This is a genomic window from Streptomyces sp. NPDC006743 (genome assembly GCF_040703815.1).
Classification (GTDB): Bacteria; Actinomycetota; Actinomycetes; order Streptomycetales; family Streptomycetaceae; genus Streptomyces.
On the sequence record NZ_JBEYJA010000013.1, the window covers coordinates 118552 to 134273 of the forward strand.

The window sequence follows — 15722 nt, forward strand, 5'->3', positions numbered from 1 at the left end:
ACGTCGCCGGCCGTCCCGTCGGTCATGCCGGTGAGCACGTCGCCGGCCGTCCCGTTGGTCATGCCGTCGGTCCTGCCGGTGGTCTTCTCGGGGGTCGTCTCGGTGGTCATCGGATCTCCAACTCCTTCGCCGCACGCAGGTGGTGCAGGGCGTACGAGCGCCAGGGGCGCCAGCTGTCGGGGGCCGCCACGCCGGGCGGGGCCACGTCGGGGTCGCCGAGGGCGCGGGTGCGGACCGCGGCGGCCGTGGCGGCGTCCAGGCCGGGCAGGGCCAGCAGCGCCCGGTGCGCCTCGTCGCGGTCGGCGCCCGAGTCCAGCCGCAGGGCGCCGCCGGCGAGGGCGGCGGCCAGCGCGCCCAGGGTGCCCCCGGGCTCCGCGCCGGCGAGGACGGCGGGTTCGGGGAACAGGTGGGTGAGGGTGCCGCAGGGCGCGTCCAGCGGCTTGCCGTGGCGCCGTACCAGTTCCGCGGCCGCCCCGGGGCCCACCAGCACCCGCACCGCGGCCTCCTCCGGGTCCGCGGCGCCCGGTGAGCGCAGCCCCGGGCGGGCCGCAACCAGCGGGGCCAGCCGTGGGTCGGCGCCGAGCCGGTCATCGACGGCGTACGGGTCGGCGTCGAGGTCGAACAGCCGCCGCAGCCGCTGCACGGCCGTCGTGAGGTCGCGGAGGTCGGTCAGGTGCAGCCGGGCCTCCAGCCAGCCGCCCGGGTGGGCACCGGACGCGGTGCGCGGTCCGCCGGGGCACTCGTCGACGGCGACGATCCCGGTGCCGTAGGGCAGCCGCAGGGTGCGCCGGTAGGTCCGTGCGCCCGCCGGGCCGCTCACCTCCTCGACGCCCGGCACGGCCTCGCACTGGAGCAGGTCGAAGACGGGCCCGGCCTGGTACGGCCCCCGGTGGGCGAGCCGCAGCGGTATCCCGGCGGTCGGCACGGCGGCCCTGCGGTGCCGGGTGCGGGGCGCGGCGGCCCGCAGTTCGCTCGGGGTCGCCGCGTAGACCTCGCGGACGGTGTCGTTGAACTGCCGCACACTGGCGAACCCGGCCGCGAAGGCGATCTGCGTCACCGGCAGGTCCGTGGTCTGCAGCAGGACGCGCGCGGTGTGCGCGCGCTGGGCGCGGGCGAGGGCGACGGGCCCGGCGCCCACCTCGGCGGTGAGCTGCCGCTGCACCTGCCGTGCGCTGTAGCCGAGCCGCGCGGCGAGCCCGCCCACCCCCTCCCGGTCGATGACGCCGTCACCGATCAGCCGCATGGCGCGGCCGACGACGTCCGCCCGTACGTTCCAGGCGGCCGAGCCGGGCACCGCGTCCGGCCGGCACCGGCGGCAGGCCCGGAAGCCCGCGCCCTGGGCGGCGGCGGCCGTGGCGAAGTACCGCACGTTGTGCTGTTTGGGGGTGACCGCCGGACAGCTGGGACGGCAGTAGATGCCGGTCGTCTCGACGGCGAAGAAGAACTCGCCGTCGAACCGGCCGTCCCGGCTGCGCACCGCCTCGTACCTGGTGTCTTCGTCCATCACATGGTCCAGTGTCCGCCCGCGGCCCGGGTGGTGCTGGCGGAAATCGGACACGGGCCTGGGGCCGCCGCGCCGCCGACGGCCGGGCGGCGGCCCCGGGCCCCCGGCCGCTACGCCCAGCGTCCTCGTTTCGCCTCCATGGCGGCCCGGCCCTCGGCGCCCTTGCGCTTCCAGTCGCGCCGGATCTCCGCGCGCAGCCGCGCGTCGGTCTTGGCGACGATCCGCTGGTTCTCGCGCAGCAGTTTGCGGTAGCTCTCCAGCCGCCGCTCGGGCAGGTCTCCCGCGTCGACCGCGGCGAGCACCGCGCAGCCGGGTTCGCGCAGGTGGGCGCAGTCGTGGAACCGGCACCCGGCGGCCAGCTCCTCGATCTCGGAGAACACCTGCCCGACGCCGCTCTCGGCGTCCCACAGTCCGACCCCGCGCAGCCCCGGCGTGTCGATCAGTACGCCGCCGCCGGGCAGAGCGATCAGGTTGCGGGTGGTCGTGGTGTGCCGGCCCTTGCCGTCGACGTCCCGGGCGGCCTGCACCTCCATCACGTCGTCGCCGCAGAGCGCGTTGGCGAGGGTCGACTTGCCGGCTCCGGACTGCCCGAGCAGCACGGAGGTGCCTTCGCTGACGGCGGCGACGAGCGCGTCGAGCCCGTCGCCCGTCCTCGCGCTGACCGGCAGCACGGGCACGCCGGGCGCCGCCGTCTCCACGTCCCGTACGAGGTACGACAGCGTCACCGGGTCGGGTACGAGGTCGGCCTTGGTCAGCACGACCACCGGCTGGGCGCCCGACTCCCAGGCGAGTGCGAGGAACCGCTCGATGCGGCCGAGGTCGACCTCGACGGCCAGCGAGACGGCGACGACGGCGTGGTCGACGTTGGCGGCGAGGATCTGCCCTTCGGACCGCTTGGACGAGGTGGAGCGCAGGAAGGCGGTGCGGCGCGGGAGGTACGTGCGGACGTAGCGCGGGTTGCCGCCGGGTTCGACGGCGACCCAGTCGCCGGTGCAGACCACCCGCATCGGGTCGTGCGGGGTGACGAAGGCGGTGTCGGCGCGCAGCACCCCGCCGGCGGTGGCGACGTCGCACTGCCCGCGGTCGACCCGCAGCACCCGGCCGGCCAGCAGGCCCTGCTCGGCGTACGGGGCGAACTCCGCCGCCCAGCCCTCGTCCCAGCCGAACGCGGCGAGCGGGTGCGGCTGCGAGGAGGAAGAGGACGCGGAGGACGCGGACGTGGAAGAAGCGGACGCGGAGGAAGAGGGGAGAGACAAGGGGAACCCTTCACAAGGGCGGCCCCGACTGCCCGCGACGAAGAGTGCGGGCGTATCAGAAAGGTGTGTCAGCCGGAGACCGCGGAGGTGGTGTGGATGCTTCGGTGGTTGCGGGCAGCGCCCATCACGGAGACAGCCATGGGTCACACCTCCTGTTTCCCGTCGGGCCGGCGGCGATGGCCGACGGCCCCCGCCTGATGTGCCCCTCACCCTAGAGAGGTCCCCTCCACGGCGCCACGGAATTTCTTCCGCCCCGCCGCCGGCCCGGCCGCGTCTCAGACGTACGGCAGCATCACCATGATCAGCAGCACGACGATCACGACCGCCGCGACCCCCAGGCCCACGAACACCCAGCCCGCCGGCTGCGACCAGGGCCGGCTGTCCGCCGGGGGGTGCTGCGAGGGCGCCGGGTCCGCCGCGGCGTCACCGGTCCGCTTGAGCACGTCCTCCAGGACCTGGCGCCACAGGTCGGGCGGCAGGTCGGGCACCGGGCGGCCGGGCGGCTTGAGCAGCGCCCCGCTGAGCCAGTTGCCCGCGGCGGCCCCCGGGGCCTGGTTCATGCTGTGCATCAACTCGCGCAGCGCCCGCTGCTCCTCCGGGTGCTCCGTCCTGGCCCGCGGGGCGACGGCCCAGTGGAACAGCTCGACCGCCCGGTCGGTCATCTGTTTCAGTGACACCTGTTCCGCGCCGGGGCCGTGCGGAGCGAAGTACAGGTGCTTGTGGAGCGCCTCCAGGAACAGTTGGTGATGCATCTCCTCGCTCCGCGCCCGGTAGCGGTCGGGACTGCCCAGTTCGCTCAGTACCAGGCCCAGTGATTCCTGCGGGAGTTCGCCGGAGCGCAGCTCGTCCAGGAGGAACGCGTCCGGCTGCCTGCCCAGTTCGGCCGTCAGGGTGTTGCGCCGCAGGCCGTCGCCGGGCCGGTGGTCGCGCAGCACCCGGCGCAGCTCCTGCGTCCCGGCGCCCGCCGTGCTCCCCGGGAGCGCGGTCTGCCGGCCCGCGTCGGATGCGGGCGGCGGGTACGGGGGCTGGGGGGTGGCCACCGCCGGGAGGTCCGGCGGGGCCGGGGGGCGGGCGGCCGGCGAGGGCCGCAGGGGCGGTCGCGCAGGCGGGGGCGGCGCCACCGGGCCGGGCTGCGGCTGCGGAGCCTGGCCCGGCTCCGTCCTCTCCGTTACGGGCGCCTGGCGGCTCGTACCGGTCCAGTGGGCACGGCTGATCCAATCGGTCCGGGCGGCCTGGGTGGCGCGGGCGTCGCGGTCGTCGCGGTCGTCACGATGGGCTTGGGGGCTCCGGGGGGTCTCGGGAGCCCGGAGGGGCTGGGGAGCCCGGGGAATCTGGGCCTCGTGTTCCTCCCAGGCGGCCTCGGGGGCCGGGGTCTCACGGGGCTCCCGGCGGTCCCAGTCGTCCGGGCGGTCCCAGTCGTGCGGACGGTCCGAGCGGTCGCGGTCGTCCCGGTCCCGGCTGTCTCGATTGTCGCGGCTGTCCCGCCGGTCCCGTTGGTCGCGGCCGTCCCCGCGGTCCTCGCCGCCCCCGGGGGCCCGGACGTCGCGGGGATCCTGGGGGGTCCGGGGATCGTACTCCTCCCAGGGTGTCTGACCGGCCCGGGGTGTCTGGCCGGCCCGGGGTGTCTGGGCGCCGCTGCCGGTCCGGCCGGCCCGGGGGTCCTGGGGATCGCGGTCGGCCCAGTCGCTCCCGCCGGGCTGGGCCCCGTGGCCCGCCGGGGTGGCCCCGGCGGCCCGTTCGTCCGGACAGTAGGTGCGGGCGCCCCCGCCGGCGCCGTGGAACCCGGCGGCCCCGTCGGTTCGGTCGGTGCCCTCGGTACGGGCGGCCCGGCCGGGCCCGTCAGCGGCTTCGGACCCGAGTCCCCAGTCCCGCCCTTCACGCCCGGCGGCCGAGCCCCTGCCATCCGACCCGGCGGACCAGTCCCGCCCGTCCGTCCCGGCGGACCAGTCCCTGCCCTCGGACCCGGCAGCCCCGTCCCGGCCATCGGCCGCAGCGGTCCAGTCCCGCCCATCGGTCCCGGGTGCCCGGCCCGGTCCTTCGCGCCCAGCGGCCGAGCCCCGACCGTCCGACCCGGCAGACCAGTCCCGCCCATCGGTCCCGGGTGCCCGGCCCGGTCCTTCGCGCCCAGCGGCCGAGCCCCGACCGTCCGACCCGGCAGACCAGTCCCGCCCGTCCGACCCGGCACCCCGGCCCAGCCCTTCACGCCCGGTGGCCCAGGCAGGGCCATCCGTCCCCGCGGACCAGTCCCGTCCATCGGTCCCGGCGGCCCAGGCAGGGCCGTCCGGGTGGGTGGGGCCGGCGGGCCGGTGGGGGTGGTCCGGCTGCCGTGCGTCCCGGTCGGCCGAGGAGGCCGGGGCCGCCGGGGCGCCGGGCGGGGTCCGGTCGGCGGGTCCGGTGCGCTCGGGCCGGGGGGTGCGGGCGTCCCGGACGGCCCGGGCCGGGGGCGCGGTGCGCGCGGTCGGGTGGTCGGTGTCCAGGATCTCCTGGAGCCGGGCGCGGCGCCGGTCCCAGTCCAGGGCCGCGCCGCCGGGCAGCTCCTCGACGAGCTGCGGTACGCCGGCGTGCGCCTCCGGGTGCGCGTGCGCGAGGAGATGCTTCACCAGCTCGGCGGCGGCCGCGAGTTCGAAGCGGGGCCGGTCCGGAGTGCGGCCCATGACGCGGGCCAGCGGACCGGAGCCCGCCGTGTCCGTCTCCCAGCGCGGGACCGCCGTCAGCAGCAGCGGATGGCTGTCGACCGTGTCGTACGTGGCGAACGTCCAGTCGTGGGGCAGCCAGGAGCCGAAGAGCAGGAAGAGCCCGAGGTAGACCAGCGGCACCTGGGACCGGTCCGGCCAGGCGAGCGGGGTCCGCTCCTCCAGGAGCAGCGACACCCGCTGGGCCGGGTCCCGCAGCAGTTCCGCCGTGACCAGGGTCAGCGCGTGTTTGACCGCGGGCAGCCGGCCGACCATGCGGGGCAGTTGCTCCCGCGCCACCGCGGCGAGCCGGACGACGTCGACCTCGGGCTGCGGGCCGGACGCCTGCTCCGCCTTCTCGGGGGTGCCCCAGCCGAGGTGGGCCAGGCCGAGGCACTGGCGGGTCTTCAGGGTGCCGGGCGGCCCGACGAGGGCGTGGCTGACCGTGCTGGGCCGGCCGCCGCGGTCGGTGGTGGGCCAGCGCTGGACGAGCATGACGTGGCCGTCGCGGGAGACGGCGCGCACCACACTGGGCCGGGCCGCCGCGGCTCCCGACATCCACAGCAACGGGCCGAGTTCGCGGCCCAGTTCGGCGGCCCGCTCGGGCGAGCAGGAGTAGGCGACGGCGTTCATGCCGGTGCCCTGCCGTCCATGGTTGCCGTCCCAGCGGAAGACGACCTGGTGCACGGGGCCCCGGTCCTGGAAGTCGCTCACTGAAGTCCCCCTCCGGCCGTTCCTGTGGCCGTCGTTCCCCCGGCCGTCCCGCCGGGTCCGCCGGATCCTGTCGCCCGCTGCCCGGGCACCGTCTCGAAGCCGGGCGTCTCCCCGACCGCGAACGCCTCGGCGCCGCCCGGCACCTCGATCAGCCCGTGCATCGCGAGCAGCGCCAGCAGGGGTTCCAGCACCCGTCGCGGCCCCGCTCCCGCCGGGTAGCGGCCGCGGTCCTCCTGGCCGCCGGTGGCGGACGCGATGTGCAGGGTGCACCGGCGCATCGTGTCGAAGGGCCGCAGCCACGCCTGGCCCGCGTACCGGCGCAGCAGACTGTGGACGTCCCGGCTCTCCGCCCGCACCAGCGCGGGGTCGAGGGAGGTGGCGGGCGGCCGGGTCAGCCAGCGGTCGACGGGCGTCCTGAAGCGCAGCAGGTCCGCCTTGCCGAGGACCATCGCGGCCGGGACCTCCAGGTACGGGCCGTTCTTCGGCAGCCGGTCCAGGACGGTGCCGAAGGCGAGGTCGCCGTCCCGGTTCACCTCCACGCCCCAGCGTTCCCTGGCCTGGTCCAGCTCGGGCAGCGGGAGGGCCAGCGCGGGGTCGACGACGAAGATCAGGGCGTCGATCCCGAGCAGGAACCGCAGCGCCGCGTCGGTCCGTACGAGGTCCTCGCCGCCGAGGTCGAAGAAGGCGACGGGACGCACCTGGCCGCGGGCGTCGGTGATCAGCAGGGACTCCACGAAGCGGGCGAAGTCGTCCAGGCCCAGCGCGGCGGTGTGGTCGAGGACGTTGCCGTTGCGCAGGGGCTGCACCCGTTCGCGGACGAACCGGGCGTGCTGCTCCGGGTTGACCGACTGCCAGGTCAGGCCGAACGGTTCCAGACCACCGTCGGTGATCGCGGCGATCATCTGGGTCAGCAGGTGGCTCTTGCCGGTGGAGGACTGGCCGACCATCGCGACGGTCAGCGGGCGGCCGTGGGTCAGGTAGGGAACCGGGATGACGTGCTCGGGGAAGGCCGGATCCGCCGCGCACTTCTGGACGGCGCCGCGCATGACGTCGTCCAGCACCACGGGGTTGGTGATGCCGGAGACGTCCAGCGGCTGCTTGTACTGCATCGTGTTGTCGGCGACGAACAGTTTCGACAGGTCGAGCTGGATGGTCTGCAGGCAGTAGGGGCAGAGCACTTCGCCGTTGCCCCCCTCGGCCTGGGGCCCGGAGCCGTCGCGGCTCCGGGCGAGGGGGGCCTGCCGCTTGAGCCGCAGCGCGTCCTCGAACGCCTCCCGGTGCGGGCGCGTCTCGTCGGGCGGGACGGTGAGCCGGATCCGGTCACCGGCGCCCGGCGCCACCACGTCGAGCACCTCGGCGGGCGTCGGCCGGGCGGCGGCCCGCGGGGCGAAGGCGCCGCGGAACGTCCGGTCCAGCACCCGGTGTTCGCGCAGATCGGCCGGCGCCCCGTCGGCGGGGCCGGTCCGCCCGGTCACCAGCCGGTAGAGCAACTGCGCGGCGCTCCACATCGCGTCGCGCCCGTCGGCGAGCCCCTCGCCGCGGCGCTGTTCGGGCGAGCAGAACGGCAGCCGGCCCCACGGGCTGCGTGGCAGGCCCGCCCGGGTCACCGCCTCGAGCCCCCACAGCTGGGCCCTGGCACCGTCCCACAGGACGGTCGCCGGGGTCAGGCCGCGGTGCACCAGGCCCTGCCCGTCCAGCAGGCACAGGGCCGTCATGAGGTCCCGGGTGAAGTGCTGCTGGTCGCTCGCCGCCATCACGTGGGTCCGGGCCGCGGCGATCCCGCGCGGCGCGGCGTACAGCAGGAACGGCTCCGCGGTGTCGAGCTGGTGGCCGACGACCTTCGGAAAGAGCGGCGCGTACTGCGAGTCCTCGAGCAGCCGGTGCAGGTGCAGGGCGGTGCCGGTCTCCGTCTCCAGCAGGTCGCGGGCGGCCGGGTTGGCCGCGTCCGCGGCGGTCAGGCGGACCTGCACGCACTGCCGGCCCTCGTCGTCCAGCAGGCAGTTGCGGATCAGCTGGGGCAGCAGCCGGTCCCGGCGGGACTCACGGCCGAAGCGGGCGGGGGTGACGCGGCGCCCGCCCGACGGGGTGGTGAACACGAGCTTGCCGGGCGGCGCGCCGCCCTGCCCGTGCCCGGCGGAGTGCGTGGGGCTGGTCACCGGCGGTCCTCTCCTTCGTACGGGTGCACCGGTGGGTGCGGGTGCGCGAAGCCGCGCCCGCTGGATCCGGGGGAACCGAGGCGGCCGGGGCAACCGGGCGAACTACCGGTACGGACAAGGGTCATGGACGCTCACCGCCCCGGCGACCGTCCTCACGGTCGTCCCACCGGTCCTCACGGTCGTCCCACCGGCCGCGCTCAAGAGCGTCCCCTCGCTCATCGCCCCGGTCGTCCTCGACAGGCCTGGCGTCCTCGACGCCCCGGTCGTCCTCCACGGGCCGGTCGTCCTCGACGGGGCGGTCGTCCTCCACGGGCCGGTCGTACGGGTCGTCCCTGCTGCCGTACGGACCATCTGCGCCGTACGCACCATCTCCGCCGTACGCGCTGCCCCCGTCGTACCCATCGTCTCCGCCGTACGGGTCCCTCACGTCGTGCGCGCCGGTCGTCCCGTACGGATTCCCGGCCTCGTACGGGTTCCTGGCCTCGTACCTGTCGTACAGGTCGTGGCTGTCGTACGTGTCGTGACCGTCATACCTGTCGTGACCGTCATACCTGTCGTGACTGTCGTACGTGTCGTACGGGGACGGCGCGCCGGCGGGCGGGGAGGTGCGGCGGGAGCGGACGGTGAAGACCACTCCCGAGCGCAGCGGTGTCAGCCGGACCAGGCCGGCGTACCGCCCCGACGACGTCCACAGCACGTCCTCCGGCTGGGCCGAACCGCCCCCGTGCCAGGCCTTCTGGACCTCGTCGCGCACCGCGCGCGGCGCGAACCTGATCCACACCGCGTCCGCCGGGTCGCGGCTGAGCAGCGCGCCCTGTTCGGGCGAGGACAGCTGGACCACGGCCTGCCGTTCGGCCTCCGCGCCGACCAGCTGGGCCGGCCGGTAGGGGTCGGTGCCGAGCAGACTGGCCGAGCCGGCGCGGACCCGGCCGGGGGCGGCGAACGGCGGCGCGGCCAGCACGCCGTTGCGCCGCAGGTGGTGGCGGGCCGTCGAGAGCAGTTCGCGGACCCGTTCCTCGGTGCGCCGGACGGCGCGGGTGCCGGCCTGGCCGCGTTCGGCACGCCAGTAGGGATCGAGTGCCTCCAGGGCGGCGTCCGTCAGGTCCGCGGCGAGCGTGGCGACCAGCTCCGGGCCGCCCTCTCCGCTCTCGCGCTCCAGCCAGCGCGGTGCCACCCTGGCGCGGTCCGCCCAGGCGGTGCCGTCCTCGTCCGGGTCCTCCTCGCGCCCGTCGAGCCATGCCGCGTCCGCTGCGTCCGCCGCGTGCGTCTGCGTCTGCGCCTCCGGCTCCTCGCTGAAGGCGTACATGCGCGCCCAGTCGACGTCCGCGTCGTCGGACCCGCCGGCGTCGTCGTCCGCCTCCAGGGGGGAGGCGCTGGAGAGCCAGTCCTCGGTGGACGCCGCGGGGCCCGGCCCGTCCCCTCGCCCGGTCCCGTGGGCGGCACGCGGGGTGCCGCCGGCGCCCGATGCCACGGCCGGGCCCTGGGCTCCGGTGGAGGCCGGGGCACCGATGGAGCCCGGGGCACCGGTGGCCGCGGACCGTTCCCGCTCGGGCGCCGCCTCCGCCTCGGCCGCGGCGGCCGTCGCCCGGAGCACCCCGGCGACGGACCGTGCCGCGTCCGCGCACTCCAGGCGCTCCTCGACGGCCCAGTGCTCCCTGACCGCCTCGGCCAGCAGCGCGTCGACCTGCTCCAGGGACTGCCGCAGTACGGCGGTCGTCCGGCCCGGCGCCCAGGAGGCCGCCGCCGCGCGCCAGAGCCGGCGTGCCGTCTCCACCGCGCCGCCGAGCCCCAGCACCAGGGCGATGGTGCCCAGCCAGACGGGCGGCTCGGTCGGGTACGCCACCGCCGCGCCAGCCACCGCGCCGCCGACCGCCGCGGCCTGGTGGGGCACGGCCCAGCGGCCCGGGCGCCCCGCGTCCCGCAGCCGGGACGTGCCGAGCGCCGCCGTGGCGGCGAACAGCAGCGGGACGACCAGTGCCAGGGCGAGCAGCGGCCCGGTCCACAGGGCGCCGAGCAGTCCGGTCGCGGCCGCGGCGAGGGCCGCCGCCGGCGGGCCGGGCTGTGCGCCGCCGCCCGGCAGGTCCTCGCGCGAGCCGGGGCGCGGGAGCGCTGCGAGCCGGGGCAGCAGCGCCGAACCCGGCACCGGCTCGACCCGCCCGGCCAGGCCCGTGAAACGCTGCGCCACCGACCGCAGGGGCAGCCCCTGGGCCAGCAGCTTCCCGGCGAACTCCTTGAGCCCGTCACGGATCGGGTCCTTGACGCCGTCCGCGGACGGCACCCGCAGGCCGAGGGCGGCGAGCCGGGCCCCCGAGTCGGCGGCCGAGGGCGCGGAGCCGCCGCCGCGCAGGGCCGTCCCGGCGAGGTCCCGGTACTCGTCGAGGGCGATGCGCGCCTGGTCGACGTCCGCCTCGAAGGCCGCACGGCGCGCGGCCCGCAGCAGGCCCGGCAGGGTCTGCAGCCCGGCCAGTTCCTCCTCGGCGCGGTCGAGGGCGTCCGTGCAGGCGCGGTAGGCGCCGTCCGCCACCCCGCCCGGTGCCCGGTGCGGCTGGTCCCGGGCGCCGCGGGCCGCCACCAGCCGGCCCAGCGGCTGGGGCAGGTCGGCGCCGGAGGAGGCGGTCAGCAGCACGTCCGTCGGCAGTTCGGTGTCCTCGCCGGCGAACCGGGTGAGCGCGTCGCGCCAGGCCCGGTCGCGCACCTGCGGCGGCAGGTCCTGCTCCAGCAGCCGCACGCCGGGCGCGGCGACGGCCTCGGGCAGCGCGCGGACGCCGTCCAGGACCCGCAGGTACAGGTCGGGCACCGACAGCACGTCCACGAGGACCGCCAGGGCGTCCGGGTCGTCCGGCGCCGGCTGTTCCAACGCGGTGCGGGCGGAGCGCAGGTCACCGGCCCACAGCAGGCCGGTGACCGAGGACCGCAGGACGGCGGGCCGCACCAGCCTGCGGTCGGGCTGGAAGGCCTCGTCGTCCCCGGCGTACGAGCCCGGCGCGCTGCCGACCAGCAGGACCAGGAGACTGACCTGGCCCACGGTCCGGTAGCCGGTGAGGAGTTCGTACTGGAGCTGGTGGTCGGTGAGCCCGGCCGGGGTGTCGACCACCAGGAACAGCGGGTCGTCGGGTTCCGGCAGTCCGGCTCCGCCCAGTTGCCGGGCGACCCTGGCGCGCAGCGCGGACGGTCTGTCCAGCTCGGCCGCTCCGGCGCGCAGGTCCAGGTGGATGACGCAGCGCGCCTCCTGATGAGGTGTGCTCACTGCACGTCACCGTCCCAGGGGGTGTCACGGTGCTGGTCGCGTCCGCCGTCACCGGCACCGGGGTACGGCCCCGGGTCGCCGGGTTCGTCCCAGGGCGCCCGCGGCCGGTCCTCACGGCGGGGATCCTCACGGCGCGGATCCTCACGGCGGCCGGCGTCGCGGTCCTCGGCGTCGGGTTTGCCGAAGGAGGGGCGGCCCGCGGAGCGCCTGCGTTCGCCGTCGCGCCACTCGGACCGGCGGTCCCGGGCCCGGTCGTTCGCGTGATCGCGGTCGCGGTCACCCGCGTAGGGGCGCTCGCGGTCGTCCTCCCGGTCACCGGCGTAGGGGCGCTCGCGGTCGTCCTCGTGGGCGCGGTCCCGGTCGCCGTACCGCCCGCCGCCGAACCGGTCCTCCCTGCCGCCGTCCTCCCTGCCCCCGTCGTCCCGGAACCCGTCACCGTCGTACCGGTCCTCGCGCCGGCCGCGCCAGGCGTCGCCGCCGTCGCGGGGATCACGGGCGCCGTGCGGGTCGCGGGCGTCGCGGGAAGCGCGGTGGTCGCCGGAAGCGCGGGCGTTCCGCCCGGTGCCGTACTCGTCGGCGGGCTCGTCCCACCCGCCGCGCTCGTCCCGGTCGCTCCGCACGCGCCGCTCGTACGGCTGCTCCCGCTCGTACCGCTCGTTCCGCTCCTCCCGTCCGTTCTCGCGCCCGTAGGAGCCGCGGGGGGTGAAGGGCGTCGTGCCGAAGTCGTCGTCCTCCGGTGCCGGGCGCCGGGGCGCGGGGGCCTCCTCGCGGGGCCGGGCCGGCGAGCCGCCGCGTACGTGCTCCAGCAGGGTGCGCAGGGTCGGCTGGACCGCGCGCTGGTCGCCGAACTCCTTGTCCAGGGCGGCCGGCAGGGTCTCCGCCCAGAACTCCCACAGGGGACGCACCCAGCCCTCGACCCGGCGGCCGCCCCGCTCACGCCGCTCCTCCAGCAGCTCGAGCTGGCGCGGCGCGATCTCCTCGACCAGTTCCACGAAGAGCGGGTGCGGTGTGCTGCCCGTGCGGGACAGTCCGAGCGGCTGAGCCGCCATCAGCTCGTAGCAGTAGTCCTCCACCGTCGCCTCGTCGTCGAGGACCGTCCAGCGTTCGTAGGAGCGCAGCAGCTCCGCCCAGCTCGAGACGCCGTCGGGGAAGTCACCGAGGCGCAGCCGGACGCCGGGCACGTCGGGGCTGGTGTCGGGGAAGAGCCGCAGCCTGATCCGGCGCGGGGAGTCGGTGCCGCCGTCCAGCACGTCGACCTGGCCGTTCCACAGGCAGCACAGCAGCCGGTGCAGGATGGTCTGCCGGTCGTCCTCGGTGCTCACCATCCAGGTGTCCCTGAAACCGAGCCGCTGCCGCCACCGCAGCACGTCCTGGGCCTGCTCGTTCTCCTTGGCGCGGGCCCACTGGCGCAGCACCTTGCGGGCCTCGGGCACCTGGGTGAGGCTCATCTCGCTGCGGAAGAGGACCACGGTGACGGAGTCGCTCTCCACGCCCCGGTACTCGACGGAGTTCTTCGCGTCCGAGGGCAGCCGCAGCGTCTTGCCGAGGAACTCCTGCACCTCGTCCACCGCCTGCACCCGGGGGTAGGTGACCAGGACCCGCAGCGGCCCGGTTCCCTCCGGGGTGAAGCCCACCGGCAGCAGTCCGGCCAGCTTGCGGCCGAACACGTCGAGCGCGTCCTTGCTGACCTGGTCGCGGGCGTCGGCGTCGCCCGCGGCGGCGGCCAGCAGCGTGCCCATGGCCGGCAGCAGCGGACGCTCCTCCAGATGGGTGCCGCTCTCGGCGAAGAGCCGGGTGACACGGCCCTCCAGCTGGCTCTTGATGCGGGCGACCGCGCCCTCCGGGTCGCGGCGGCTGAGGGTGTGGACCTGGCGCCAGGCGTCGCCGTCGATCAGTTTGAGCAGCAGCGCGGAGACGTGGTCCTGTTCGCGCAGGTTCTCCCGGTGCCGCAGCCGGGCGACCACGTCCTCGTAGAAGTGGTTGAGGGTGCGCTGCGGCGGCAGCAGGTAGGAGATGCCGGTGCGGTCCTCGTAGAGTTCTCGGCCCTTCTGCTGCGAGGCCTTGCGTTCCTGGTCGCTGTGGCCGAGGAAGGCCCGCACCAGGCGGTCGAGGTCGATGCCGGCCACGTCCGCCTGGGGCTGCCAGTGCTGCTGCTGTTCGCGCCATGCCTCGTGCCAGATCGAACGGCAGCGCCACTGGTACCAGGTGTTCTGCTCCTGGAGGGCGGCCTGGACGTCGTCGTCGCCCCAGCGGGCCGGAGCCAGGCCGGCCAGCTGGCCCTTGATGCGGGGGATCTTGGGCGGCTGCTCCGTGACGCCCGGCGGGCGCTGCGGGGCGCGGGCGCGGCTGTCCAGCATGCCGAGGAAGCCGAGCCGGGCGATCTGTTCCTCGCTGTCCGGGACGCCCCGCACGACGCGTTCGACGAGGAAGGGGTCGGCGCTCTGCAGGAGTTTGTCGATGGCGAGGCGCGGGGCGAACCGGTCGGCCATCACGGCGGCCTGCCGGCTCGCCTCGGCCCGCAGGTCGGACAGCAGCGCCTGCATGTCGGTGATGCGCTGGCCGAGGGCCTGCTCGATGTTGCGTCCGCCGCGCGGCAGCGGGTCGGGTTCCGGCACCGCCAACTGGCGTCGCTCCCAGAGATCTTCGAGGTGGGAGTCGGCGAACAGCTGCCGGATCATGGGGACGGCGCCCTCGCGCAGTTCGGCGCGCGGCCGTTCCACCAGGTCGGTGACGGCCTCCCGCAGCATCCGGCCGGCCACCAGGTCGGCGAGCTGGTCCATCGGGGCGGTCATGGACGCCACCAGACTGGTGGACACGCCGCGCCGGCCGATGCCGGTGGGCGAGATGGAACTGCGGGCCACCCCGCGGTTGATGAAGCTGGCGGCGAAGGTCTGGTAGTCGTCGTCGGCGGCCATCTTGCGGCCCTGCGGGCGGCCGTCGCCCAGTTCGGTGCCGACCAGCGACATCACCAGGGAGACGATGGAGCGGCGCAGGTCGTCGGCGCGGATCCCGGCGGTCGGGCTGAACAGGAAGGCCGTGGGCAGGATGCCGGTGCGCAGCCGGACCGGGGTGATGCCCGGGTAGCGGATGCCGAACTTGGCCTCGTGGTCGAGGTCGCCGATGTCGGGGCGTTCGACCGGCGCGTTCTGCTGGTCCACCAGCCGGAACAGGTCGACCAGGGCGCGGGCCGCGTTCAGTTCGGCCTCGCGTCCGCCGCCGGTGGCGGCGGAGAACGACGACGGCATCACGACCAGCGGGTAGATCTTCACCCCGTCGAAGCTGCGCAGCCGGAAGGCGTGGTTGATGAGGTGCAGGTAGTCCAGGAAGATGCCGGCGCCGGTGCCGCCGGCCACCGAGAACGCGACGAACACGTCGCAGCCGTTGACCTTGCCGCCGCCCAGCTCGCTCAGTTCGCCCGCCGACTTGGCGATGGCGTCGATCGCCTGCAGGAGGGGCTCGAGGACCGGGGCGAGGCTGTGGCGGAGGGTGGCGAAGAGGGCGGCGCGGCCGACGGTGGGCAGTTGTCCGGCGCCGTTGTGCAGCGGGGTGACCTCCGGTTCGCCGGTGATCGGCGGCAGCCAGCCGGCCACCTCCTCGCGGAGGCTGGCCCGGAGCATCTTGGTCACTTCGGGCGAACTGTCGAAGTTGGGCAGCAGGTTGTGGGTGGCCCGTGAGGTGCGGGCGTAGGCGGCGCGCAGCGAGGGGTCGACGTTGAACTGGGGCAGGCGCTGGAGGTCGCTCTCGCTGTAGTCGGCGTACACGAACTGGAGGCAGTCGGGCAGCTGGAAGGGGGCGTGGCCGTTCATGCGGCTCAGGGCCATGCCGTCCGGCCCGCACAGTTCGACGCGGAGCCGGCGCTCCAGTTCGGCACCGACCAGTCCTCCGGTGCCGCCCAGGCCGACGAAGAGCATCGGCTGGAAGATCTTCATGGTTTCCTCCCCGCTCGCGGCCGGGCCGGCCGCGGTTCGTGCTCGGTGCGTTCGTGGATTGCGTGCGGTGCGGCGACCACGGCGCACGGCAGGGCCGCGGTGGCGTGCGCCGCGCCGGCCCCGCCGTGCGCCGCGACAGCCGCCGTGCGCGGTACGGCCGCCGCCTGGGGCTCCGTGACGGCCCCCGCCCCGGGCTCCGTGACGGCCACCGGCCCGCGCGCCCTGGCGGTCTCGGTGTGCGGCC

The 15722-nt window shown here is 75.9% G+C and carries 6 protein-coding genes; all 6 read right to left on the reverse strand.

The window, feature by feature from the left end:
- Positions 1-106 precede the first annotated feature (106 nt).
- Positions 107-1504, reverse strand: a complete 1398-nt coding sequence (locus ABZ719_RS14250; RefSeq protein WP_366725475.1) for an AlkA N-terminal domain-containing protein — start codon at positions 1502-1504, stop codon at positions 107-109.
- 110 nt (positions 1505-1614) lie between these two features.
- A complete protein-coding gene (gene rsgA / locus ABZ719_RS14255; RefSeq protein ID WP_366725476.1) occupies positions 1615-2760 on the reverse strand; it encodes a ribosome small subunit-dependent GTPase A in 1146 nt (381 codons plus the stop codon).
- 275 nt (positions 2761-3035) lie between these two features.
- Positions 3036-6146, reverse strand: a complete 3111-nt coding sequence (locus tag ABZ719_RS14260) for a hypothetical protein (RefSeq protein ID WP_366725477.1) — start codon at positions 6144-6146, stop codon at positions 3036-3038.
- The gene (locus ABZ719_RS14265) at positions 6143-8302 is read right to left on the reverse strand and encodes a hypothetical protein (RefSeq protein WP_366725478.1); all 2160 of its coding nucleotides are present in this window, start codon (positions 8300-8302) and stop codon (positions 6143-6145) included. The genes ABZ719_RS14260 and ABZ719_RS14265 overlap by 4 nt, the downstream gene beginning before the upstream one ends.
- A 121-nt stretch (positions 8303-8423) precedes the next feature.
- Positions 8424-11549: a hypothetical protein gene (locus tag ABZ719_RS14270; RefSeq protein WP_366725479.1), complete on the reverse strand. Its 3126-nt coding sequence runs from the start codon at positions 11547-11549 to the stop codon at positions 8424-8426.
- A complete protein-coding gene (locus tag ABZ719_RS14275) occupies positions 11546-15478 on the reverse strand; it encodes a tubulin-like doman-containing protein (protein ID WP_366725480.1) in 3933 nt (1310 codons plus the stop codon). The genes ABZ719_RS14270 and ABZ719_RS14275 overlap by 4 nt, the downstream gene beginning before the upstream one ends.
- Positions 15479-15722 lie beyond the last annotated feature (244 nt).